Origin of the sequence: Actinoplanes sp. NPDC026670 (genome assembly GCF_040638175.1) — a bacterium.
GTDB lineage: Bacteria > Actinomycetota > Actinomycetes > Mycobacteriales > Micromonosporaceae > Actinoplanes.
This window is the reverse complement of sequence record NZ_JBEZXU010000026.1, coordinates 15,031-37,158: the sequence shown is the minus strand read 5'-3', so window position 1 is coordinate 37,158 and position 22,128 is coordinate 15,031. Positions and strand designations below refer to the sequence as shown.

The 22,128-nt window shown below is 70.8% G+C and carries 20 protein-coding genes; 7 read left to right on the top strand and 13 right to left on the bottom strand.

Annotated features, from left to right (window positions below):
* Positions 1 to 23: 23 nt before the first annotated feature.
* The 4 genes from AB0E94_RS24895 to AB0E94_RS24880 are packed head-to-tail and all read right to left on the bottom strand — an operon-like array spanning position 24 to position 3,907.
* Entirely contained in the window at positions 24 to 764 is a 741-nt protein-coding gene (locus AB0E94_RS24895; protein ID WP_360330000.1) for an ABC transporter permease, read from the bottom strand.
* The gene (locus AB0E94_RS24890; RefSeq protein WP_360329998.1) at positions 761 to 1,699 is read right to left on the bottom strand and encodes an ATP-binding cassette domain-containing protein; all 939 of its coding nucleotides are present in this window, start codon (positions 1,697 to 1,699) and stop codon (positions 761 to 763) included. Before AB0E94_RS24890 ends, AB0E94_RS24895 begins: the two co-directional genes overlap by 4 nt.
* 37 nt (positions 1,700 to 1,736) lie before the next feature.
* Positions 1,737 to 2,756 carry an alcohol dehydrogenase catalytic domain-containing protein gene (locus tag AB0E94_RS24885; RefSeq protein WP_360329995.1) on the bottom strand — a complete coding sequence of 340 codons (1,020 nt, stop codon included), beginning with the start codon at positions 2,754 to 2,756 and terminating at the stop codon, positions 1,737 to 1,739.
* Complete coding sequence (locus AB0E94_RS24880) at positions 2,756 to 3,907, bottom strand: MFS transporter (RefSeq protein ID WP_360329992.1); 1,152 nt, start codon at positions 3,905 to 3,907, stop codon at positions 2,756 to 2,758. The genes AB0E94_RS24885 and AB0E94_RS24880 overlap by 1 nt, the downstream gene beginning before the upstream one ends.
* Positions 3,908 to 4,350: 443 nt before the next feature.
* Here AB0E94_RS24880 and AB0E94_RS24875 point away from each other — a divergent pair, with 443 nt between their 5' ends.
* Positions 4,351 to 4,977 (top strand): phosphatase PAP2 family protein, encoded by a 627-nt coding sequence (locus tag AB0E94_RS24875; RefSeq protein WP_360329989.1) that lies wholly within the window; start codon positions 4,351 to 4,353, stop codon positions 4,975 to 4,977.
* A gap of 177 nt (positions 4,978 to 5,154) precedes the next feature.
* On the opposite strand, the gene AB0E94_RS24870 is transcribed toward AB0E94_RS24875, so the two are convergent.
* Complete coding sequence (locus AB0E94_RS24870; protein ID WP_360329986.1) at positions 5,155 to 5,916, bottom strand: hypothetical protein; 762 nt, start codon at positions 5,914 to 5,916, stop codon at positions 5,155 to 5,157.
* A 49-nt stretch (positions 5,917 to 5,965) separates the two neighbouring features.
* Here AB0E94_RS24870 and AB0E94_RS24865 point away from each other — a divergent pair, with 49 nt between their 5' ends.
* Positions 5,966 to 6,619 carry a hypothetical protein gene (locus AB0E94_RS24865; protein ID WP_360329983.1) on the top strand — a complete coding sequence of 218 codons (654 nt, stop codon included), beginning with the start codon at positions 5,966 to 5,968 and terminating at the stop codon, positions 6,617 to 6,619.
* Here AB0E94_RS24865 and AB0E94_RS24860 read toward each other — a convergent pair.
* The 4 genes from AB0E94_RS24860 to AB0E94_RS24845 form a co-directional block, all read right to left on the bottom strand.
* Positions 6,591 to 7,316 (bottom strand): hypothetical protein, encoded by a 726-nt coding sequence (locus tag AB0E94_RS24860; RefSeq protein ID WP_360329980.1) that lies wholly within the window; start codon positions 7,314 to 7,316, stop codon positions 6,591 to 6,593. The two genes, AB0E94_RS24865 and AB0E94_RS24860, sit on opposite strands and share 29 nt — an antisense overlap.
* Positions 7,317 to 7,333: 17 nt before the next feature.
* Complete coding sequence (locus AB0E94_RS24855) at positions 7,334 to 8,494, bottom strand: alkaline phosphatase PhoX (protein ID WP_360329977.1); 1,161 nt, start codon at positions 8,492 to 8,494, stop codon at positions 7,334 to 7,336.
* A 61-nt stretch (positions 8,495 to 8,555) separates the two neighbouring features.
* Positions 8,556 to 9,026, bottom strand: coding sequence for a QsdR family transcriptional regulator (locus tag AB0E94_RS24850; protein ID WP_360329974.1), 471 nt, complete (start codon positions 9,024 to 9,026; stop codon positions 8,556 to 8,558).
* Positions 9,027 to 9,175: 149 nt separating this feature from the next.
* A complete protein-coding gene (locus AB0E94_RS24845) occupies positions 9,176 to 9,631 on the bottom strand; it encodes a MarR family transcriptional regulator (RefSeq protein WP_360329971.1) in 456 nt (151 codons plus the stop codon).
* 72 nt (positions 9,632 to 9,703) lie between these two features.
* Here AB0E94_RS24845 and AB0E94_RS24840 point away from each other — a divergent pair, with 72 nt between their 5' ends.
* Both AB0E94_RS24840 and AB0E94_RS24835 read left to right on the top strand, forming a co-directional pair.
* Positions 9,704 to 10,720, top strand: coding sequence for an LLM class flavin-dependent oxidoreductase (locus tag AB0E94_RS24840; protein ID WP_360329968.1), 1,017 nt, complete (start codon positions 9,704 to 9,706; stop codon positions 10,718 to 10,720).
* 9 nt (positions 10,721 to 10,729) lie between these two features.
* A complete protein-coding gene (locus tag AB0E94_RS24835; RefSeq protein WP_360329965.1) occupies positions 10,730 to 11,797 on the top strand; it encodes an LCP family protein in 1,068 nt (355 codons plus the stop codon).
* 529 nt (positions 11,798 to 12,326) lie between these two features.
* On the opposite strand, the gene AB0E94_RS24830 is transcribed toward AB0E94_RS24835, so the two are convergent.
* Positions 12,327 to 13,382: a hypothetical protein gene (locus tag AB0E94_RS24830; RefSeq protein WP_360329962.1), complete on the bottom strand. Its 1,056-nt coding sequence runs from the start codon at positions 13,380 to 13,382 to the stop codon at positions 12,327 to 12,329.
* Between the two features lie 96 nt (positions 13,383 to 13,478).
* Here AB0E94_RS24830 and AB0E94_RS24825 point away from each other — a divergent pair, with 96 nt between their 5' ends.
* Together AB0E94_RS24825 and AB0E94_RS24820 are read left to right on the top strand one after the other, a co-directional pair.
* Positions 13,479 to 13,709, top strand: coding sequence for a hypothetical protein (locus tag AB0E94_RS24825; RefSeq protein WP_360329959.1), 231 nt, complete (start codon positions 13,479 to 13,481; stop codon positions 13,707 to 13,709).
* A gap of 169 nt (positions 13,710 to 13,878) precedes the next feature.
* Positions 13,879 to 15,711 (top strand): protein kinase, encoded by a 1,833-nt coding sequence (locus tag AB0E94_RS24820; protein ID WP_360329957.1) that lies wholly within the window; start codon positions 13,879 to 13,881, stop codon positions 15,709 to 15,711.
* 267 nt (positions 15,712 to 15,978) lie between these two features.
* On the opposite strand, the gene AB0E94_RS24815 is transcribed toward AB0E94_RS24820, so the two are convergent.
* Positions 15,979 to 17,178: an NAD(P)-dependent alcohol dehydrogenase gene (locus AB0E94_RS24815; protein ID WP_360329954.1), complete on the bottom strand. Its 1,200-nt coding sequence runs from the start codon at positions 17,176 to 17,178 to the stop codon at positions 15,979 to 15,981.
* Between the two features lie 91 nt (positions 17,179 to 17,269).
* Here AB0E94_RS24815 and AB0E94_RS24810 point away from each other — a divergent pair, with 91 nt between their 5' ends.
* Complete coding sequence (locus tag AB0E94_RS24810; protein WP_360330274.1) at positions 17,270 to 18,244, top strand: LacI family DNA-binding transcriptional regulator; 975 nt, start codon at positions 17,270 to 17,272, stop codon at positions 18,242 to 18,244.
* Between the two features lie 25 nt (positions 18,245 to 18,269).
* Here the strand turns inward: AB0E94_RS24810 and AB0E94_RS24805 are convergent, their stop codons facing one another.
* Positions 18,270 to 20,447 (bottom strand): carbohydrate-binding protein, encoded by a 2,178-nt coding sequence (locus AB0E94_RS24805; RefSeq protein ID WP_360329951.1) that lies wholly within the window; start codon positions 20,445 to 20,447, stop codon positions 18,270 to 18,272.
* Positions 20,448 to 20,575: 128 nt separating this feature from the next.
* Entirely contained in the window at positions 20,576 to 22,111 is a 1,536-nt protein-coding gene (locus tag AB0E94_RS24800) for an altronate dehydratase family protein (protein ID WP_360329948.1), read from the bottom strand.
* Positions 22,112 to 22,128 lie beyond the last annotated feature (17 nt).

The following is a 22,128-nucleotide window of genomic DNA, read 5'->3' as shown; positions in this document are numbered from 1 at the left end:
CTGGCCGGTTGACAGAGCCGGCGTCACGCTCGCCGGTTGAAGGTGCGGATCGCCCACACGTACCCGAGCAGGGCGATCCCCGCGCACCAGGCCAGCGACGTGATCAGCGCGCCGGTGTCGGGCGTGCCGGCCAGCAGCGACCGCAGCGCCTCGATGATCGGCGTGAACGGCTGGTACTCGGCGAACTGCTCGACGCCGGTGCCCATCTTCTCGGCCGGGACGATCGCGCTGCTGAAGAACGGCAGCATGACCAGCGGCACCGAACCCAGCCCGGCGGTCTCCGGCGACTTCGCGGACAGCCCGAGCGCGACCGTGAACCAGCCGACCGAGAAACTGAGCAGCAGCGCCAGCCCGATCACCCCGAGCCACCCGGTGAGCCCGGCCGGCGAGCGGAAGCCGAGCGCGAACGCCACCCCGATGATCGCCGCGATCGCGATCACGTTGTTCAGCATGCTCGCCACGACGTGGCCGGTCAGCACCGCGCCCCGGGAGACGTCCATGACCTTGAACCGGTTGATGATGCCCTTGGTCATGTCCGAGTTCACCGCCGTCGCGGTGGCGCTGAGTCCATAGCAGACGGCCAGCAGGATCATGCCCGGCGTCGCGTAGTCCACGTAGTCGACGCCGACGTCGAACGCCCCACCTATCACGTAGACGAACATCACCATGATCACGATCGGGAACAGGACGGAGTTGAACACCGCGGCCGGGTTCCGCAGTGTGTGCTTGAAGTTGCGGCGCAGCATGATCGTCGAGTCGCTCATCGGGTGCTCGCCTCCTCGGCGTGGTGGGAACGGCCGGTCAGGGCCAGGAAGACGTCGTCGAGGTCGGGGGTGTGCACGGACAGCTCCTCGGCGTGGGTGCCGTGCTCGTCGAGCCGGTTCAGCAGGTCCCGCAGCGAGGCGGTGCCGCCGTCACCGGGAACCCGCAGGGTCACGCCGTCCTCGTCGCGGGTCGCACCGGGAAGCGCCGACGCCGCGGACGAGGCCGACGCCGGGTCGGCGAACCGGAGCCGGACGTGACTGCCCGGGATCTGCCGCTTCAGTTCGGCCGGTGTGCCCTGGGCGACCAGGCGGCCCTGGTCGAGGACCGCGATCCGGTCGGCGAGCTGGTCGGCCTCCTCCAGGTACTGGGTGGTGAGGAAGATCGTCACCCCGCCGGCCACCAGATCCCGGATGATGTCCCACATCGTCCGGCGGCTGCGCGGGTCCAGGCCGGTGGTCGGCTCGTCCAGGAAGATGATCTCCGGGGCGCCGACCAGAGTCATCGCCAGGTCGAGTTTGCGGCGCATCCCGCCGGAGTAGGTGGCGACCTGCTTCTGTGCGGCCGCGGTCAGGTCGAACCGCTCCAGAAGCCCGGCCACGACGGCGCTGTCGGCGCGCTTCAGATCCACCATCAGCTGCAGGTTCTCCTGCCCGGTCAACAGGTCGTCCACCGCGGCGAACTGGCCTGTCACGCCGATGCGTGCCCGTACCTCCCTGGCGTTTTTGATCAGATCTCGACCGGCCACCCGGACCGAACCGGCATCGGCCCGGATCAGGGTGGTGAGGATGTTGACCGTGGTGGTCTTGCCGGCCCCGTTCGGGCCGAGAAGGGAGAAGATCGTGCCGGACGGGACATGCAGATCGATGCCGTCGAGCACGACCCTGGTCCCGTAGGCCTTGCGCAGGCCGGCGACTTCGATCGCGGAATCACTCATGCCCGGAAGGTTCGCGGGCGGCGCTGACAGCCCGCTGTCACGCCTCTGACACGGCGCCCACAGGGTTGATCAGCACCTTGGGACCGGCGCCGGACGACCGTGGGCGGCGCCCGGTCAGCACGTCGGCGGCCTCCTCGAGGGAGACCGTGGCGGCCACCAGCGGACGCGGGTCGACCGACCCGGACGCGAACGCGGCGATCGCCGGCGCCAGCCCCGCCGACGCGCCGAGGATCCCGACGACGGTCACGTCCTTGAGCACCACATCACGGGTGTCGATCGTGCTCGGCGTGCCGGACAGTCCGATATAGATCAGCCGCCGGCCCGGTTCGACGAGCTCCACGGCGAGGCCCGGCATCGACGGCGCGTTGGTGGCGTCGACGACCGCGTCCCACGGCGGCGACGGCAGCGACTCCCGGGTCCACACGTCGGCGAAACCCAGCGAACGGGCGAACTCCAGCTCCTGCCCGAGCAGATGCACCTCGATGCCGCGGGCCCGCGCCAGCATCGCGGTGAGCAGCCCGATCGTGCCGGTGCCGAGGACCAGCAGCCGCTCCCCGGCGGACAGGGCGGACGCGTCGACACAGCGCTGGGCGTTGCCGGCCGGTTCGACGAGCGCGCCCGCGGTGGCGTCCACGCCGTCCGGCAGAGCGTGCAGGTAGGCCGCCGGGAACACCAGCCGCTCGGCCAGCGCACCGGCCAGGCCGTCCCGGATGCCCAGCTCGTGCCGGTCCGGGCAGACGTGGTGGCGGCCCTGGTTGCAGCGCCGGCAATGACCGCACCCGATCATCGTGTCCCCGGTGACGCGCCGGCCCAGCCAGCTCGGGTCCACTCCCGGACCGAGCTCCCGGACGGTTCCCGACCACTCGTGCCCGGGACGCAGCGGATACGACGACACGCCACTGTGCAGGTAGCTCATCTCGCCGGTGAACAGCTCCACATCGGTGCCGCAGACCCCGGCCCGGGCCACCTCGACGACCACCTGACCCGGTCCCGCGACCGGATCCGGAACCTGCCTGACCTCGGCCTTTCCCGGGCCGGTCAGCACCAGAGCACGCATCAGGACCCCTTCCGCCCGGCGGCCACGCCCGCCGCCGCCTGCAACACGCCCAGCCCGATGATCATGACGAGGGTAGCCTCCCAGGCGCCGGTCCGTTCGGCCAGCACACCCGCCGCCACCGGGCCCGCGGCCGCCAGCAGATAACCGAACGACTGCGCCATGCCGGACAGCCGGGTCGTCTCCGACTGCGTACGGCCGCCGAAACTGATCAGCGTCAGCGCGGCCACCAGCGACGCGCCCTGACCCAGCCCGGCGACCGCCGCCCACAGCACCGCCAGCCCCGGCAGCGCCAGCAGCCCGGCCATCGCCACCACGACCGGCAGGCTCGCCGCGACCGCGCCCAGCGCCCGGGTCGCCGGATCACGCAGCAGCAACGGAACCGCCAGACCACCCAGAATGCCCATCCCCTGGAACAGGAACAGGTGCAGACCAGCCGTCCGCTGCGACACACCATGACTGATCTCGATCGTCGGCAGCCAGGTCACCAGGACGTAGAAGCAGGTGCTCTGCAAACCCATGAACGCCGTGATCAACCACGCCCGCGGCTGCCGCCACACCGCCGCGCCGACACCCGGCAGACTCTCCTCGACCGTCGGCGCCGGACGCGCCCGCGGCGCCCACGCCAGCGCCACCACCAGCGCCAGCAATGCCCAGACGGCCAGCGACAGCCGCCAGTCGACGGCGTCCGCGATCGGAACCGCCACCGCCGACGCGGTGCTCGCCGCGACCGTGATGAACGCCGTGTAGAACCCGGTCGCCCGCGACACGTTCGACGCGAAGTCACGCTTCACGATCGCCGGCACCAGCACGTTGCCGACCGCGATTGCACATCCGATCACGACGGTGCCGGCCCACAGGCCCGCCGTGCCCGTATACGACCGCGCCACGGTTCCCCCGGCCAGCACCAGCAGCGCCAGCAGCACCGCGCGTTCCATCCCGACCCGCCCGGACAGCCGGTGCACCTGCGGCGACACCAGCGCGAACGCCAGCAACGGCAGCGCACCGAGCAGCCCCTGCGCCGCCTCACCGAGCCCGACATCGGCACTGATCTGCGGAAGCAGCGGCCCCACCGCGGTGATCGCCGGCCGCAGACACAGAGCGACGAGAAAGATCGCCGCAGCCGCTGACGCGGCCGGAAGTAAGCGCTTCACGCGGTCGAGCCTCTTACGGTCCGCTTCCCAAGGTCAAGATCCCCTTTCCGGTACGGCCACCGCCCTCGCCGACAACACCTGCCGGCTGTTCGCACCCGCCACAGACCGCCAGCCGTCGCTCACGTGGCTTTCGCGGCCCGCATTCCCGTGGTGGGCGACGGCTGGCGTTGTTGCGGGCCGACCCAAGTCCGTCGGCCGTCGCTCACGTGGCTTTCGCGATCCGTATTCCCGTGGTGGGCGACGGCTGGCGTTGTTGCGGGCCGACCCAAGTCCGTCGGCCGTCGCTCAGGTGGCTTTCGGGGTCTGTATTTCCGTGGTGGGCGACGGCTGGCGGTAGCAGGTGGTGGGGGCTGCGTCTTCGGATCGACGGAAACGGGGAGGCCGGGAGGGCGGTCCGGGATCGTGGAGGGCGCGAGGCGAACCCGGGGGAACGGGGATTTGCGATGATCGACATCCTGGCGGCGTCGAGCGCCGAGCGGATCGCGGGCGCCGATCGGGTGGCGCGGTTGTTCACCGAAGTGCTGTCGCCGGCGGTGCTCGTGGCCGCGGTGCTGTTTGTGGTGGCCTGGGCGTCCGCTGAGTCGCCGATGTCCGCGCTGGTCATGGGCGTGATCGCGGCGGCCGCGGCGAGTTTTCTGCCGATCGCCTACATCCTGCACGGGGTGCGCCGCGGCGCGTGGACCGATCGGCATGTCGGCGTCCGTGCTCAGCGAACCCTGCCGATGCTGGTCTGTCTCGGTTCCACCGCATCCGGCACCCTGGCCCTGGCCGCGGTCGGTGCGCCCCGCGACCTGCTGGCCCTGATCGCCTGCATGGCCGCCGCCCTGGTGGTCGCGACCCCGATCACGCTGCTGGCCCGCTGGAAGATCTCCATCCACGCCCTGGTCGCCGCCGGAACAGCGGTGACCTTCACTGAAGTCTTCGGGTGGGCGCTGCTGTTCACCTGGCCGCTGGCCGCTGCGGTCGGCTGGTCCCGCGTGCGTCTCCGCGACCACACCACCGCCCAGGTCCTGGCCGGAGCCCTGATAGGCGCGTGCGCCACCGGCCTCCTCTACCCAGCCCTCCGCTGACCGCCACTCACCACTTGAGCGGGTGCCTCGGCGCGCTGCGGCGGTCCCGCGGCGCTGATGACAGCGGTGACCCTGACGGTGCCGGGCGGTGGCTTCGCGTGGCGTCGCCCCGAGACCGTCGGCCAGCCCTGTATTCCGCGGGCGGGACTGACGATCCCCAACCCGCGGAATACCGGGCTAGCCGGTGAGTGTGAGTAGGTAGAGGGCTGACGGGGCGGCCAGGACGAGGCCGATCGCGGTCAGCCAGAAGACCCCGTACAGGCCGGTTCGGACGTCGTCTCGGCGGGTGGAGATGGCTCTGGTCCGGGAGTCGGTGGTGAAGACGGTCAGGCCGGATCGGTTGGGGAGCAGGCCCTCGTCGGTCACCCGGCCCATGGCGAACACCGGCAGGCCGCGCGGGACCCGGATCTCGGTCAGGCGGAGGCGTTCGGACTTGCGGAGGCCGTCGATCACGTCGGTGGGGACGATCGGTGGCAGCGGAACCGGCTTGGCGCCGGTGTGCACCAACTCGGTTACCGTGTACGCCGGTGGGCCGGTCATGATCGGGTCGTAGAGGGCCCGCTTCGGTGACACCAGACGGGGATCGACCGGGATGCGGTGGTCCCGGTCGGTGATCGTCGGCCAGGACGGTGACTCGGCCTCCAGGATCACGTCGTGGTCGGGGTCGTCACCGGTGGCGAGTGAGCGGCTCGGCTCGCGGAGCAGGACCACCCGGTACCAGGTGCAGTCCTCGCCGGTGACCGGGGCCGTCTGGGGGCCGACGGCGCCGTACTCGGTGGCGCCCTCCATGGCGACCCGGCCCCGGGCGCCGACCGGGGACGGGCGCAGGCGGCGCAGGATCCAGAGAGCTCGAAGGTCGCCGAGGATTATCAGGACGAAGATTCCGGCCCCGGCCACGAGAAGAAGGCCGAAGCAGAGCGCCACAGTCGCGACGGTCATCACGATGCCACCATAGGAGGCCGTGGCGAGCGTCGATATCGTCCGAGGCGTGGATCTGACCGAGGTCGAAAAGCTGGTGTCCGTCATCGATCTGGCGATCAAGCCGATCGCCACCCGGCGGGTGGAGCCCGGCGAGGCGGGGTTCGGCGATCCGCTGACCGAGGCCGGGGTGGCCGGCGAGGCGCCGATGCTGCTGAGCCTTCTGCTCGACGCCTACGAGACAGGCCCGGATGCGGTACGAGCCAGCGTGCGGACCATATTCCGTAAATATCCGTATTTCGCGTGGGCGGCGACGGAGCAGCCGGCCACGAGGGCGAACGCGGCGGTGACGGAGCGGCCGGCCACAGGGAAGAACGCGGCGGCGACGGAGCGGCCGGCGGCGGGGGCGAGCGCGGCGGGGGAGAAAAGAGCGGGGGAGAAAAGAGCGGGGGAGGAAGCAGCGGGGGAGAAAGCGCCGGGGGAGAAGACGGCGGGGGATCGGTTTCGGCGGGAGGTGGTTCATCTGTCCGCGTTGGATCAGGGCGGTGATGCGCGGGACATGATCGTTGCGCTTGATGGGCTCGTCCGTGCGGCGCGGGCCGGTGGCGTGGACGTCGTGCCGGTTCTCGCGGAGGTGGCTGCGATGTCCGGCACCGAGAACCGGATGGGCATGGGCTCGACCCGGGAGATCCTGCTCAGGACGGCCGGAGTCCGGCCGGCGTGAGGTCGTACTCGATGGGCGCGCGGCCGGGCAGGTGCCACACCCGCCGGGAACCCGTCCCGTGGAGCAGTGGCAGCGGGCCGGCCGGGGAGTAGTCCTCGATCAGGCCCCACTGGGAGTGGACGGTTTCCAGCATCCGTTCGTTGGCCATGGGGCAGTCCTCGGGGAAGACCCAGACGTCGACCGGGTCCCAGTCTGATTCACCCGGTTGAGGCTCGGCGACGTGACGGATCGTGCCGTCGCGCAGGAACTGGAGGGCACCGCCCCTCGGCAGTGCGGCCCACGCGTCGCTGTCCGCCGGGTGTTCGGGCGTCTCCAGCTGGACCAGGACCTCACCGCCGCCGATCCAGGTGAGTGATTCCGCCCCCGGGACCAGCATGATCGCGTGGGCGGCGGGCACCTCGCCGAGGGCGATCAGCGGATGTCGCAGCCACCTGTCGAGATCTTCGCGCGAGGGTGGGCGGGGCACCCAGGGGTGAATCCACTGGCGGGCGTTACGCCGTACCTCAGCATCGGGGTTGTTTGAAGCGATCTCCCGGATCGCGGCGACCGAAACGGGGTCGGCGACCGCCTCTTCCGCGACGCGGTTGAGGCGGTCGACCAGGGTGTTCCACATACGGGGCCCGGGGCTCGCGGTCCAGTCGTGCCGCCAGGCGGCCAGTTGCCGCCAGCCGTCCAGCAGTTCCGCGACCCGGTCCATCCGCCGAGCATATGCGCTTATGTCCGGAAGGGCCCGGTGATGCAGTAGGTGATGCCTCCGGAGGACGAGCCGGTCGTGCCCCGCTGGGACGAGAAGTAGAGGCGGTTGCCCGCGGGGGTGAACGCCGGGCCGCACAGCTCCGACGAGCCCTGCCCGGTGACCCGCAGGAACACCGAGATCCTGTCGTCCGGTGTGATCATGCAGATCTCCATGTTGCCGCCGTCCTCGGCGACGTAGAGATCGCCGTACGACGACCCGGTCACGTTGTCGACCCCGGTGAGCGGCGCGCTGCCGGAGGTGACCAGGTTGTCGTCGTAGGCCAGCTCGTAGGTGCTGGTCAGCAGGTTGACCTGCCAGACCCGGTTGTCGCCCTTGGTGGTGAACCAGACCGTGTCGTTGGCGTAGTGGCAGCCCTCGCCGCCGTTGAACGACTTCGCCCCGGACACCTGGCTGCGCGTGACCGTGGGGGAGCCGTCCGGGTCGGGCACGTTCGCCCAGGTGAACGAGCCGGAGGTGGCGGTGCCGGCGACGAGCACCTGGAGCGTGCCGGAGGACAGGTCGCCCCAGGTGGTCGGGACGAACCGGTAGAACCGGCCGTTGGTCTCGTCCTCGGTCAGGTAGATGACCTTGCGGACCGGGTCGGCGGCGGCCGCCTCGTGCTTGAACCGGCCCATCGCCGGGCGGGCCACTGCCGTACCGCCGAGGGGGTAGGTCTCCCAGACCCGGCCGAGGCTCACCTCTTCGCAGCTCAGCCAGGTGTTCCAGGGGGTTTTGCCGCCCGCGCAGTTCTGGTTGGTGCCGGCGAGGATGCGCGACGCGCCGACGATCGCGCCGGTCGAGTCGAACAGGATGCGGGAGGCGCCGCCGCCGGCCGACGAGCTGACCTCGGAGTTGGAGACGTAGATCCAGCCGGCGCCGTTCGGGATGACCGCGCCGCCGTCGGGGGCGTCGTGCCAGACGTACGAGGTGCCCGGCACGGTCTGCCGGGAGCGGGCGATGACGGTGCTGGTGAAGCCGGCCGGCAGCTGGATGCCGTTGGCGTCGGCGGCCTGGAGCGCGCCGTACGGTCCGGTCGCGTTCTGAGCCGGTGCGGCATAGGCGGCCGACCAGGCGGTGAAGGGCAGGGCCAGGCCACCGGCGCCGGCCATGGTGGTGCGCAGAAGAGTTCGCCGATCCATAGGCGCCGACCGTATTCATGCATTGAGGACAATCGCTGAACGGCAGGCGTCGAGTCTGTTCTCACTCAGTTAGCAGCGCTCGCAGGGCCGGTTCGGCCGCCTCGAAGGCGATCGGCCCGCTGCCCAGTAATGGCCCGTAGAGCACCCCCTCCAGGGTGTGCAGGTAGAGGGCGGCGCGGTGGCGCAGGTCGGCCGGATGGCCGGTGATCCCGGACTCCACGAAGATCCGCAGCTGGGCGTCGATCGCGTGCTGCCGCAGTTCGGCGGCCGCGGTGAACAGCACCCGGGCTGCGGTCTGCGGTTCCGCCGCCACGAACTGCCGCATCTGCTGGGCCGAGTCGAGCAGTTCGGTGAAGATCCGGGACACCGCGATCACCCGGTCCGGGCCGCTCCCGCCGGCCTCCTCGCCCGCTTCCGCGATCAGCACCTTCGCGATCGCCCAGAACACCTCGCCGAGCAGGGCGTCACGGCTGCCGACCGCCCGGTAGAGCGTCGCCCGGCTGATCGCCAGTTCCCCGGCGAGCATTTCCATGTCTATTGTGGAATGCTGGAGATAATGGTGTGCCGCGCCCCGCAGAAGGACATCCGGGGCGATCACCCGCCGAGCCGTGGGAATGGCTTTCTCCTTCCCCGCGAAATGCATCCTGGCGGTAGTGCATACACCTGGCGGGCCGCCCTGGTTCAGTGGTCCGGCAGGTGATCTCGTAACGCCCCGGAAATCAGCGCCACGGCGTTCAGCTGGTCCGGGGTGAGCGCGTCGACGAACAGCTCGCGAACGGCGGTCAGGTGGGGCACGGTCGCCGAGTGGAACGCCGTCGAACCGGCCTCCTCCAGGACCACGAACGCGCCCCGGCTGTCGCCGCTGAACCCCTCCCGCCGGATCAGGCCGCGCCGCTCCATCCGCCCGAGGTGGTGGGACAGCCGGCTGCGCTCCCAGCCGATCGCGACGGCCAGGTCGGAGGGGCGCAGCCTGGTCTGCGGGGCCTCGGTCAGGGCGAGCAGCACCGTGTAGTCGCCGGGGGAGAGGCCGGTCTCGGTCTGGAGGCGGCCGGCGACCACGCCCCGCAACGCCTCGACGGTCTCGATGAAGTCCCGCCAGACCCGCAACTCGGCGGATGTCGGAAGTCTCCTGGGCATAAACCTCGGCCCTCCACTGTTTGACGTGTCAATCAGTCTAGTTGACACGTCAATCAGTATGGAGGAAGCGCCATGATCCTCGGCCTCGACACCTTCGGAGACGTCCCGGTCGACGACGCCGGGCAGCCGATCTCGCAGGCGGCCGCGATCCGGCAGGTCGTCGCCGAGGCGGTCCTCGCCGACCAGCTCGGCGTCGACGCGATCGCGCTCGGCGAGCACCACCGCCCGGAGTACTCGATCTCCACCCCGGAGACCGTCCTGGCCGGGATCGCCGGCGTCACCGAGCGCATCAAGCTCGGCTCCGGCGTCACCGTCCTCAGCTCCGACGACCCGGTCCGGGTCTTCCAGCGGTTCGCCACCGTCGACGCGCTGTCCAACGGCCGGGCCGAGGTGATCCTCGGGCGGGGCTCGTTCACCGAGTCGTTCCCGCTGTTCGGCTACGACATGGCCGACTACGCGCGGCTCTTCGAGGAGAAACTCGACCTGTTCGTGAAACTGCTCGACGAGAAGCCGGTCACCTGGTCCGGAAAGACCCGCGCCGCGCTCACCGACGCCGACGTCTACCCCAAGACCGAGTCCGGGCGGCTGGCCACCTGGGTCGGGGTCGGCGGCTCCCCGGAGTCGGTGGTCCGCACCGCCCGGCACGGCCTGCCGCTGATGCTCGCGATCATCGGCGGCCCGGCAGCCCGGTTCGCACCCTACATCGACCTCTACCGGCGGGCCGCCGACCAGCTCGGCACCGTCGCCCACCCGGTCGGCATGCACTCGCCGGGCTTCGTGGCCGACACCGACGCGGAGGCCAAGGAGCTGTACTACCCGGCGTACAAGATCCAGCGGGACCGGATCGGCGCGCTGCGCGGATGGCCGCCGCTCACCCGGGCCGAGTTCGAGCACGAGGTCGAGTCGGGGTCGCTGTACGTCGGCGCGCCGGAGACGGTGGCCCGCAGGATGGCCGACGCGATCCGGACGCTCGGCGTCGAGCGGTTCGACCTGATCTACACCGCGGGGGCGCAGTCGGTGAGTGCCCGTACCCGCGCGGTTGAGCTGTTTGGGTCGAAGGTCGCCCCGATGGTCCGGGAGCTGCGGTAAATATACCGTATGTCCGATCCTAGGAAGTGGGCGCGGCTCGCCGTCGCCCTTGGCATCCTTCTGTTGCTGCCCGCCGCGGTCACCCTGCCGTCCGTGGCGGGCCCGCCACGGGCCGGACTGTCCGGGCCGCTCAACATCCTGCTGGCCGGCATCGACCCGCGCGGCACCCACACCCGGCCGCTGTCGGACACGATCATCGTGGCGCACATCCCGGCCGACCGCCGCGGCGTCTACCTGTTCTCCCTGCCCCGCGACCTGGTGGTGTGGATCCCGCCGTTCGCCAAGAACGGCGTCACCGGCCGCTACGCGAAGATCAACGCGGCGATGGCGCTGGGCAGCGAGACCGGCCCGGACCGCTACGACCCCGGCCAGGGCTGGGAACTGCTCGCCACCACGGTCGGCCAGGTCACCGGCATCAAACGGTTCGACGCCGGAGCGGTGATCAACTTCGGCGGGTTCAAACGGATGGTCCAGACCCTCGGTGGCGTCGAGATGACAGTCGACCAGGACGTCGTCTCCGAACACCTCAAACCCGACGGCACCCGCCGCGACCTGCTGCCCGGCTGCCGGATCGGCGGGAAGTGCCTGCGGCCCTACACCGGACCGCAGAAGATCTACCCCAAGAGCACCGCAGCGGTACGGCTACGCCCGTGGGAGGCGCTCGACTTCGTCCGGCAGCGCTACGGCCTGCCGCGCAGTGACTACGACAGGCAGCGCCACCAGCGGCAGTTCCTGCGGGCGGTGGCGCGGCAGATCACCGACCCGGCCCAGCTTCTCAAGGTGATGGCCACGGTCGGTGACGACCTCACCTTCAAGGACGGCGGTCACGACCTCACCGACTGGCTGGTCGCGCTGAAGGACGTCGACACCACGGCTGTCGTCACGGTCACGTTGCCCGGCGGGCCGGTCCTCGAACACGGCAAGTACCTGGGCGAGCGTTTCGGCGCCGGCGTGACCAGCTTCTTCGCCGCGGTCAAGCGGGATCGGGTGGCCGCGTACCTCCTCGATCATCCGACGCTGGTCGATCCGGTCGTCAAGACCCGCCGCCCGTCGTCCAGACCGGTCACCCGCGGCTGACAAAGGTGTCTGAGCTACGGCTAGCCGTAGCTCAGACAGGTCTTCGCCGCCGATCGGGTGTCTGAGCTACGGCCAGTGCGGCGTGCACCAACCTTCACCGGTTCGCGTGCCGGCCGACCCGCAGATCTTGCACGGTTCTCCATCTTCGCGCCGATCTTGCACGGTTCTTCACGTCTGGGCATGGTTTGTCGTGCAAGGTCCACCAGGCCGGGGAGACCTTGCAGCTTTCTTCCCGTTGGGACGTGGAAAGGGCTGCAAGATCGGTGCGAGGCTGGAGAACCGTGCAAGATCCGCGAGCGGCGAGCCGGGGACGACGATCCGTGGGAAGGCGTCGAGCCGTGGGAGGGCGTGGAGCCGTGGGAAAGCGTCGAGCCGTGGGAAGGCGTCGCGGGCGAGCAGATGTCATCCGTCTGAGGGCTGTCCTTCTCCGGCTGACGTGACTGGGCAGAAGTCTCTTTCCGGTGGTCGATCGCTCAAGAACGGCGGAGTGGCAACCCGGCGAAAGGTCGGTGGACGCCGCACCGGCCGTTCAGCGGGTGCGGCGGCGCGCGATGAGCAGGCCGAGCAGCAGGGCCGCGACGGCCAGGCCGATCCCGGCGGCCAGCGCGCCCACCGGAATGCCGCCCTCGTCGGACTGCCCGGCCGCGACCGGCCGGTTCGCCTTCTTCGACTCGGGCGCAGTCGTCGGTGACGAGGTGGCGAGCGGCGCCGGCGCGTCCGGAAGCGGGTACCGCAGCATGTCCACACTGTCGGCGCCGTCGGCCATCTCCGAGATGCTCAGCAGCGCCGTGCCGTCCGGCGTGTAGGCGATCGACTCGCCTTGCGGCTCGTTCGGCAGGGCGATCCGGCGAGGCGATCCGTCACCGATCGCCTTGACGACGGCGTCGGCGGCGCCTCCCGCTTCGACATCGATCTCAAACGCGTCGGCGTACGTGCGAAGCGCGATCCGTTTCCCGTCGGGGCTGGTCGCGGCGCCCGTGATCACGAAACGGCCCTTGAAGCCGTACGGGTTGTCGGTGGTCGTGACCGGGATCCGGAAGTCGCCGGCCCGGCGCAGCGGAACCGTCGCGTCCTCGTCGAGCGCCTTCTCCGGCACATACACCCCGGCGGTCAGCGGATCCTTCGTGACCACGATCGGGGTCCCGTCGCCGGCCACGAGCAGCGCCTCCGCGTCGTGCGCGCCGTCCGGGTAGGACAGCCGGAACAGGGTCGGCGACTTCGCGCCCGGCGCCAGCCGCCACAACCCGACGGTCTCCCGCTCACGGTCGTTGTCGCCGATGTCGCCGATCCACAGTGTGCCGTCCGCACCGCGGGCCATGTCCTCGGTGTCCTGCGGCTTCGACGGGAACGACACCGTGCGGGTCACCTTGCAATTACGGCTCAGGTAGAAGATCTTCCGCCCGGACTCCTCGTCGGCCCCGTCGTTGACGACCACATAGCCGTCGCCGTCCGCGACCAGCCCGGAGATCTCCACGAGCCGGTCGTCCTTGACCCGGCAGAGCGCCTCCGGTTCGGCAAGCGCCGGGACACCGGCCATCGGGAGCATCACGGCGATCAGGGCCGCACCGGCGGACAGCATCGTCATGCTCAACACCCTGCCACGGCCCGGCCAGCGGGGCTCCACAGCAATCCCACAGGACGCTCACGGGGTGGGCAGAAAAAGGCAGGTCAAGCTCGTGTCATGACTCAGATGACGTTCCCCCTCGCGTTTCCGGCCACCCGTCGCACCGAGATCGCCGCGCCGGCCGGACAGCCCCGCCTGCTGCTGCGTGGTGTCGAGTTCGCGGCCGCGCTCGCCGTCAACCTGGGCCCCGGCCCGGTGACCGCGCCGGTCCACGCCGACCGTGGGGTGATCGTGGCCGGGCCCCGCGTTCCGGCCGCGGTGACCCGCTCGTGGATCACCTCGTGGTAGATGTCACAGCTCCCACATCGTGGGCGGGCCGGGCGTGCCCGGTTCGCTGGTGATCACCGCTGACCAGTGGTTACCGCGGACCACCGGAACCGGTTGACATCCGATTGACGACTCCGACACGCGTCCCCGTTGGACATCCCGCCACAGCTGGTGCCGGTACCGTGCCGCAGTGCCCGACAGTCGTCCGAATCTGATCGCCGAACGCTACCGCCTGGTAGGCCAGATAGGCCAGGGCGGCATGGGCCGCGTCTGGGCCGCCCGCGACGAACTGCTCGCCCGCGACGTGGCGATCAAGGAACTCGTCCCGTCCGCCGGCCTCACCCAGGCCGAACTCGGCGCGCTCCGGGAACGCACCATCCGTGAGGCTCGCGCCATCGCCATGCTCGACCACCCCAATGTGGTCCGCATCTTCGACGTCGTCTTCGACCGTGGCGAACCGTGGATCGTCATGGAGCTGGTCCCGTCCCGGTCACTGTTCGACACCGTCCGCGACGACGGGCCGATGGCGCCGGACCGGGTCGCCCGCGTCGGACTCGGCGTGCTGGCCGCTCTGCGTGCCGCGCACCGGACCGGGCTGCTGCACCGTGACGTCAAACCCGGCAACGTGCTGCTCGCCCACGACGGGCGGGTGGTCCTCACCGACTTCGGCCTGGCCACCGCGGCCGGCGACGCCAGCATGACCAGCACCGGCATTGTCCTCGGTTCCCCGCAGTACCTGGCGCCGGAACGCGCCCTCGACCGGGAGATCGGCCCACCCGCCGACCTGTGGTCGCTCGGGGCGACCCTCTACACCGCGGTCGAGGGCCGGCCGCCGTACGTCCGCTCGTCCCCGATGGCGACCCTGGCCGCCCTGGCCACCGAGCTCCCGGCCGCACCGGAACGAGCCGGAGTCCTCCGGCACGCCCTGACCGCGCTGCTCCAGCGGGACCCGGCCCTGCGGGCCGACGCCGAGACCGCCCAGCGTCTGCTGCTCGCGGCGACGTCGCCGGGCGCGGCCCCACCGCCGCAGATGCCCCGCTACGAAAGCCCGACCTTCGCCGTCCCCAACCAGCGAACCCCGGCCCCGGTCCTCCCGCCGCCGATCGCTGCCTCGGGTGATCCGCTCGCGGTGCTGGAGCCGGTACCCCGCAAGCCTGTCGATCCGCTCGCGGTGCTGGCTCCCCGGCAGGCCGGCGCGGGCGCGGAGTCCGGCCCGCCGCTCGGCAACCCGGCAGCGCCGGACGGGGTCGGCGGCTCGGCGCAGGCGGGGCCGCCGCCGGACCCGGACGGGCGAAGCGGTTCGACGGTCGCCTCGCCCGTGGCGAAGCCCAGATCCAGGCGCCGTGCCCTCGGCGTCGCGGCGGTGGTTGCGCTGCTGGTCACGGGTGGGCTTGTCGCGTACCCGATGATCTCCGGCGGAAGCACCGCGGACCCGCAGCCGGACGCCGCCCTCGTCGTGCCGTCGGCGGGTGAGGCCGGTGGCGTGGGCAACCCGATCGCGAGCGTGCCGGTCCGGACCACCCGCCCGCGCCCGTCGGCGTCGGCCGCTGGACATCCCACCGGGACGAACGGTTCGGTCCCGGGTTCGGTCAAGCCGACCAAGCCGGCCAGTGCGACGCCGGCCGCCGCGACCCCGACCACGACGTCCGCGGCGGCGGTGGCCGGGCGGCAGTTCGTCAGTCACAGCACCGGGACCTGCCTCTACGCGCCCGGAACGACCGGCCGGATCCAGTCGTGGGCCTGCAACGGTGACGCCGGGCAGCGGTTCACCCACCCGTCCGACGGCACGCTGCGCGTCCGCGGGAAGTGCGTCCAGATCGCGGGCACCGGCGACGGCGCCACCCTCGACCTGGCCACCTGCACCGGCGCCCAGGCCCAGCAGTGGAACTACAACGACTCCTACGACCTGGTCAACCTGTGGGCGATCAAGTGTGTCGACATCCCGGACGCCAGCAGCGCCAACGGTGTGGTGGTCCAGGTGTGGGAGTGCTCAGGCGCCTCGCACCAGAAATGGGACTACTGACCCGGCCGGCCCTCTCACCGCTGCAAACGAGCCGCAGACCCCCGGCCGTCGCCCAGCCCGGTAATGCCGCCCGCATTCCAGCGGTCAGCGACGGCCGGCGGCCTCAGCCGTCGCTCAGCACGGTGAAACCGCCCGCATTCCAGTGCTGGGCGACGGCTCGCGGTTCTGGCCGTGACCGAGCTGGCAGGGCTCGGCCACGGGAGGTCTCGGTACCTTCCGGAACCGGAAGTTCTCTAGTATCGAGTGGTGCCGGTCATCGATCTGGATTCACCCCGACCCGAGGCGGCCCCGCGTGCCGTCCGCCCGCGCCGCCTGATCCTGGTGGTGGCCGGTCTGGTGCTGGCCGGGCTGGCCGGCGAGCCCGCTGTTCCCGTCCCCGGCCCGCCGCTGGTGCGGCCGGCGATCCTCTGCCACGTCGAGCCGGGCATCGACGCCCCGGCCTATCTGGTGGTCATCAACGAGGACACCGGGGACATCCTCGAGGACATCGTCTGCCCGTCGTGAGCCGCCGACGGTGATGACGACGTTGCCGGTCTTGCGGCCGGTGTCGACGTAGCGGTGGGCCTCGACCAGGTCGGTGATCGGGTAGGTGCGGTCGATCACCACCCGTAGCCGGTCGTGGTCGAGCAGGTCGCGGAGTTCGGCGAGGGCCTCATGTTTGCGGACCGACATGCCGGTGCGCACGCGCGGGCCGCGGGTCAGGGCGGTGCCGAGCGCGAGGACGTTGTTGATCATTCCGGTGGTCGGGAGATAGACGCCCCGAGGGACGAGGACCGGACGGCATTTCCGGTACGAGCTACGCGTCACCGTGTCGAACACGACGTCATAGCGCTCCCCGCTCACGGTGAAGTCCTCAGCGGTGTAGTCGAAGACCCGGGCCGCGCCGAGCGACTCCACCAGAGCCGCGTTGCGCCCGCTGCACACCCCGTGCACGATCGCCCCGGTCCGGGCCGCGAGCTGCACGGCGTACGTCCCGATGCTCCCGGAAGCGCCGATCACCAGGACCTTCTGGCCGGCCTCGATCCGGGCGATCCGCCGCAGGAAGTGCCACGCGGTGGTGAACCCGTCGACGCTCGCGGCCGCCTCGGCATAGGTGACCCGGTTCGGGATGGTGGTCATCGACGCCGTCTCGGGCAGGCACAGGAATTCGGCGTTGGCGCCCAGCGCGAACCCGGTGAACCCGAACACCCGCTGCCCGGCCCGGTACCGCTGCGTGCCGGGGCCGGTCGTGACCACCTCACCGGCGAATTCGAGGCCGAGTACCCGTACCCCTCGGCGGGGTTTGAAAGGTCCGAGAATGATCCGGCCCCACCGCGGCAGCCCCTGGCGCATCCCGGACTCCGCGGAGGTGACGGTGGTGGCATGGACCCGGATCAGGACCTGGTCGCCGCCGGGTGCCGGGGTGGGCAGTTCCACCTGCTGCAACACCTCGGGTGGGCCGTAACGCCGGTAGACCATCGCTCGCATACGGTGATCCTGCGTGGCCCCTGCTGTGACGGTGCTGAGTGGCGACTTATGCTGGCGCGGCAGCAGGACACAGGGTGAGGAGTTCGGGTTGGTGCGCACGACCGTGCAGGATGTCGCGCGTGCCGCCGGCGTCTCGGTCTCGACCGTGTCCCGTGCTCTGACCGGCGGCAGTGTCAGCCCGTCCACCCGCGAGGCGGTGATGGCGGTTGCGCACCGGCTCGGCTACCAGCCCAACCGGGCCGCCCGGGGGCTGATCACCGGGCGTACCGGAAACCTGGGGTTGATCGTCCCCGACCTGCGTAATCCGTTCTTCGCCGACGTCGCCAAAGGGGTCACGGCGCGGGCCCGGGCGGTCGACTGCGGAGTGTTCATCAGTGACACCGACGAGGATCCGGTCGCCGAGCTGGAGGCGATCGCCACGTTGCGGCACAACACCGACGGGATTCTGCTGTGCTCGCCCCGGGCCAAGGACGCCGAGCTGCTGAAAGCGGCCGACCCGCAGAACACGGTGCTGCTGCACCGGCGGGTGCCCGGTCTGTCGTCGGTGGTGGCCGACATCGTGGACGGCACCCGGCAGGCGATCAGGCATCTGCGTGCGCTCGGACACCGGCGGATCGCGTACGTGTCCGGCCCGGAGGACTCGTGGGCGTCCCGGCAGCGGCTGGCCGGGCTGGCCGAGTTCCCGTCCGGCGACGACCTGGAGATCGTGGCGGTCGGTTCGGTGGCGCCCACGTTCGACGGCGGGGTGCTCGCCGGTGATCTGGTGCTGGCCAGCACGGCGACCGCGGTGCTGGCCTACAACGACCTGGTCGCGATGGGCCTGCTGCACCGGCTGGCGGCCCGTGGCGCGGTGGTTCCGGAGCGGATGAGCGTGGTCGGTTACGACGACATAAGTTTCGCCGCGATGAGCCACCCGCCGCTGACCAGTGTCGCCGTGCCCAAGGACCGGGCCGGCGCGATCGGCCTGGATCTGCTGCTGGGCCGGGGCAGCATGACGGCGGCCCAGGGCGCCGAGGTCATCCTGCCCACCACCCTGGTCGTCCGCGCCTCGTCCGGGGCGGTTTAGGGCCTGCGCACCCGGACGACGGTGTTCACACGGTGAGCCGCAGGTAGTCCAGGTTGAATCCGCCGGCCTCGCAGTGGACGGTGATCAGCTGGTCACCGGCCGGCAGGGTGAGCGGCACGTGGACCGACTGGTACGTGCCCCAGCCGCCGGTGTCCGGCACGGTGACCCGGGCCAGCACCTGACCGGCCGCGTCCCGGATCGAGACGGCGTCCGGAACCGCCGCGCCGAGGCCAGTGGCGACCCGCAGCTCCAGGTCGTAGCCGCCGGCGGCGACGTCGACCCGGTACTTGAGCCAGTTGCCCGGCGCCGTCCAGCCGATGTTGCGCCCACCGCTGGCGGCCGCGTTGTTCTCGATGAAGTTGGCGCCGCCCTCGGTCCAGCCGGACTGTGCGGCGTACCCCTCGGCCTCGATGACGGTTCCCACCGGGGCACCCTTCGGCCGCACCGTGACGGGCACGGTGACCCGGTCCCGGGCGTGGCCGTCGGTGACGTAGAAGGTCAGCTCCTGCTGCCCGGCGACGGTCGGGCGCACCGTGACCACGCCGGTCGCCGCGTCGAGTTGCACACCGCCGGGCAGGTCGGTGGCGTAGTAGCTGAGCCGGTCCCGGTCACGGTCGGTGGCCCGCAGCGGGAACGACTTGGTCGCGTACTGGTCGGCGGTCACCGGGGCGACACCGCCGAAGACCGGGGCGCGGTTGTGCCGGGACGGCGGCACCTTCTGGTGCCAATTCAGGGTCGCGTACGCCTTCGCGGGCACCGTCTGCACGAACGACCGCCCGGCCATGGTCACCCGGACCGTGGTGTCCTCGGCGTTGGCGTTGCCCAGGATCGCGACGTAGTCGTCGCCGTCCCGGAACACCACGTTGGTGACCCCGTTCGTGGCGGCACTCGACTCGACGCGCACGTGCCGCGAGCCGAGGTAGCGGGCGAACTGCCCGAGCGGGTACAGCTCGTCGCGTACCGTGAAGGTCTTGGTGATGGTGTTGACCTTGACCAGGCGGTCCGGCCACTTCGTGGTGCGGCCGACCTCCGCCCAGTCGATGTCGTTGTCCCGAGCCGGAGTCCAGTGCAGGGTGCCGCCGTCCTGGTCGGTGGCCTGCGCCCACAGGATGTAGGAGCTCGCGTCGAGCCGGAAGTCGTTGAGCACGGTGGCCGGCGACAGATCACTGGTCTCGGTCAGGTGCACCGGTTTGCCGAACTCCTCGTAGGCGTCCCGCATCACCGCCGGGTCACCCCAGTACGGGTGGAACGCGATGCCGTCGGCGGCCCGCCGGGTGGCCGGGTCCTCGAAGATCCGGTGATAGTTCTTGGTCGCGGTGCTGTTCGGGTCGCGCCAGTCCCAGAAGTTGAAGTCGTGGACGTAGAGCTGAGTGTTCAGGCCCGCCTTACGGACCTCCCGCTTGATCGCGACGGACAGCTTCTTCTGCTGCTCGACGGTGATGTCCATCGCCGGATAGACCACGTCCATGCCGGGCTCGTTGAGCAGCGTCAGCGCGTCGACGTGGATCCCACGCCGGGCGTAGGCCTGCAGGAACTTGACGTAGTAGCGGGCGAACACGTCGATGCAGTCGTCGCGCAGCCGGCCGGCCTGGTAGTAGTCGGTGGTGCTGCCGGGCTTGAGGGCGACCTCGCCGGTGAACCTGTTGTTCGTCTTCATCCAGGCCGGTGCGCTCCAGGCCGAGGCGAGGAACGTGGCCTTCGGGTTGTACTTCTGGATCAGCTTGATGGTGTCGATGATGTGCGCGTCGATGTCGCGCTGGATGGAGAAATGCCGCAGCCCGAAATCCTCGGTGACGCCCTCGGGCAACTCGTTGTAGGACCAGAACGGCAGGTGCTCGATGAGGTCCGGGCTGCCGATGGTGAGCCGGAAGCGGTCCAGTCCGGCCCCGGTCCGCGGGTCGACGAGGAGCCGGACCGCCCGCTCCCGCTCGGCCGGGGTGAGCTTCCACAGGTTCGAGACGCTGGTCTCGTCGATGGAGAAGCCGACCCCGGTGTAGCGCTGTCGCGTCTGGCTGGGATCGATCACGACGGTCGCGTCCGGCCGGGCCGCCGGTGACGTCCGCGGCAGGGCCTGCCAGGCCTGACCGGCGCCGGCCGAGTAGGTGCCGGTCACGTGCGGCCGGGAGGGGTACGCCGCGACCGGCGTGCCGTTGAGCACGACGGCGGCGACAGCAGCGACCGCGACCAGTGGCTTACGAAGCATGCGGAGGGTGTCCCTTTCCTGTTGCGCGTCAACAGGAACGAAACCGGGCCTCCGCTCGACCCGTCAATGATCCTCCGCCGGTTCCGGAACCGATCGGCGTATCTAACTATGTAACACGTCAGCGAATCTCAGGTGACCGCGCCGAGCTGCCATGGGATGAACTCGTCGCGGCCCAGGTCGAGGTCCTCGCTGCAGGTCGGCTGTCCGGACGCGACGGCCAGGATGGCTTCGAAGATCTGTTCCCCGGCCCCGGTGATGGTCAGCGCGCCGGTGACGATGCCGCCGGTGTCGAGGTCCATGTCCTCGCTCATCCGCTGGTAGGTCTCCGAGTTGGTGGCGACCTTCAGCACCGGGGCCGGTTTGCCGCCGAGCACCGAACCGCGCCCGGTGGTGAACACCACGACCGTGGCGCCGCCGGCGACCAGGCCGGTCACCGACACCGGGTCGTAGCCGGGGGTGTCCATGAAGGTGAAACCCTTGTCGGTGATCTTCTCGGCGTATTCGTAGACGGCGGTCAGCGGCGCCGAGCCGCCCTTCGCGACCGCGCCGAGCGACTTCTCCAGGATCGTGGTCAGGCCGCCGGCCTTGTTGCCGGGGGAGGGGTTGTTGTCCAGGGTGCCGCCGCCCGCCTCGACATACCTGTGCCACCAGGCGATCCGGTCGAGCAGCCGCTGCCCGACCTCCTTGCTGACCGCCCGCCGGGTGAGCAGGTGCTCGGCGCCGAACACCTCGGGCGTCTCGGCCAGCACGGTCGTCGCGCCCTGCGCCACGAGCAGGTCGGAGGCGTGCCCGAGGGCCGGGTTCGCGGTGATCCCGGAATACCCGTCGGAGCCGCCGCAGTTCAGGCCGACCACCAGTTTCGAGGCCGGGAAGGTCTCGCGGCGGCGTTCGTTCAACCGTTCCAGGAGGGTACGGACCACGTCCGCCCCGGCCCGCACGGTCGCCCGGACCCCGCCGGTGTCCTGGATGGTGAGCCGCTCGACGATCGTGTCCGAGTCGTCCGGCAGCCCGGCGAGCAGCGTGTCCACACCGATCATCTCGCAGCCCAGCCCGAGCACGAGGATCCCGCCGATGTTGGGGTGGCTCGCGTAGCCGCGCAGCGTCCGCAGCAGGATCTGCCCGCCTTCGCTGGCCGGCACCATGCCGCAGCCGGAGTCGTGGGCGAGCGCGACCACGCCGTCCACGTTCGGGTAGACGTCCATGATCGGCCCGCGGAACTGGTCGGCGATCATCCGGGCCGTCGACGCCGAGCAGTTCACCGAGGTCACGATGCCGACGAAGTTGCGGGTGCCGACGGTGCCGTCGGCTCGGCGGTAGCCCTGGAAGGTGCGCCCGTACTCGGCCGGCGGGATCTCGGTGAGCGCGGTGCCGAACTCGTACTCGTGGTCGACCGTGGCCATCCCCAGGTTGTGCGCGTGCACGTGGTCCCCGGCCCGGACGCCGGTGGTGGTCCGGCCGATGACCTGCCCGTACTTGTGGATCGGCGTCCCGTTCGGCAGGTCCCGCAGGGCGATCTTGTGGCCGCGGGGCACCGGGCCGGCGACGGTCAGCTCCCGCCCGTCGTGCCGCAGCACCTCCCCGGCGGCCAGGTCCCGGGTCGCCACGGCGACGTCGTCGTGCTCACGCAGCAGCAGTGCCACTTCGCGCAGGTCGGATTGCGGCATGGGGAGTCCTTGACGTT

Coding starts and splice junctions, on each gene's coding strand:
- AB0E94_RS24860 (WP_360329980.1), bottom strand. CDS start 7,316: ATGGACCGGGTCGCGGAACTGCTGGACGGCTGGCGGCAACTGGCCGCC.
- AB0E94_RS24800 (WP_360329948.1), bottom strand. CDS start 22,111: ATGCCGCAATCCGACCTGCGCGAAGTGGCACTGCTGCTGCGTGAGCAC.
- AB0E94_RS24840 (WP_360329968.1), top strand. CDS start 9,704: ATGATCCTCGGCCTCGACACCTTCGGAGACGTCCCGGTCGACGACGCC.
- AB0E94_RS24870 (WP_360329986.1), bottom strand. CDS start 5,916: ATGACCGTCGCGACTGTGGCGCTCTGCTTCGGCCTTCTTCTCGTGGCC.
- AB0E94_RS24885 (WP_360329995.1), bottom strand. CDS start 2,756: ATGCGTGCTCTGGTGCTGACCGGCCCGGGAAAGGCCGAGGTCAGGCAG.
- AB0E94_RS24845 (WP_360329971.1), bottom strand. CDS start 9,631: ATGCCCAGGAGACTTCCGACATCCGCCGAGTTGCGGGTCTGGCGGGAC.
- AB0E94_RS24850 (WP_360329974.1), bottom strand. CDS start 9,026: ATGGAAATGCTCGCCGGGGAACTGGCGATCAGCCGGGCGACGCTCTAC.
- AB0E94_RS24875 (WP_360329989.1), top strand. CDS start 4,351: ATGATCGACATCCTGGCGGCGTCGAGCGCCGAGCGGATCGCGGGCGCC.
- AB0E94_RS24830 (WP_360329962.1), bottom strand. CDS start 13,382: ATGACGATGCTGTCCGCCGGTGCGGCCCTGATCGCCGTGATGCTCCCG.
- AB0E94_RS24835 (WP_360329965.1), top strand. CDS start 10,730: ATGTCCGATCCTAGGAAGTGGGCGCGGCTCGCCGTCGCCCTTGGCATC.
- AB0E94_RS24815 (WP_360329954.1), bottom strand. CDS start 17,178: ATGCGAGCGATGGTCTACCGGCGTTACGGCCCACCCGAGGTGTTGCAG.
- AB0E94_RS24825 (WP_360329959.1), top strand. CDS start 13,479: ATGACTCAGATGACGTTCCCCCTCGCGTTTCCGGCCACCCGTCGCACC.
- AB0E94_RS24805 (WP_360329951.1), bottom strand. CDS start 20,447: ATGCTTCGTAAGCCACTGGTCGCGGTCGCTGCTGTCGCCGCCGTCGTG.
- AB0E94_RS24895 (WP_360330000.1), bottom strand. CDS start 764: ATGAGCGACTCGACGATCATGCTGCGCCGCAACTTCAAGCACACACTG.
- AB0E94_RS24890 (WP_360329998.1), bottom strand. CDS start 1,699: ATGAGTGATTCCGCGATCGAAGTCGCCGGCCTGCGCAAGGCCTACGGG.
- AB0E94_RS24855 (WP_360329977.1), bottom strand. CDS start 8,494: ATGGATCGGCGAACTCTTCTGCGCACCACCATGGCCGGCGCCGGTGGC.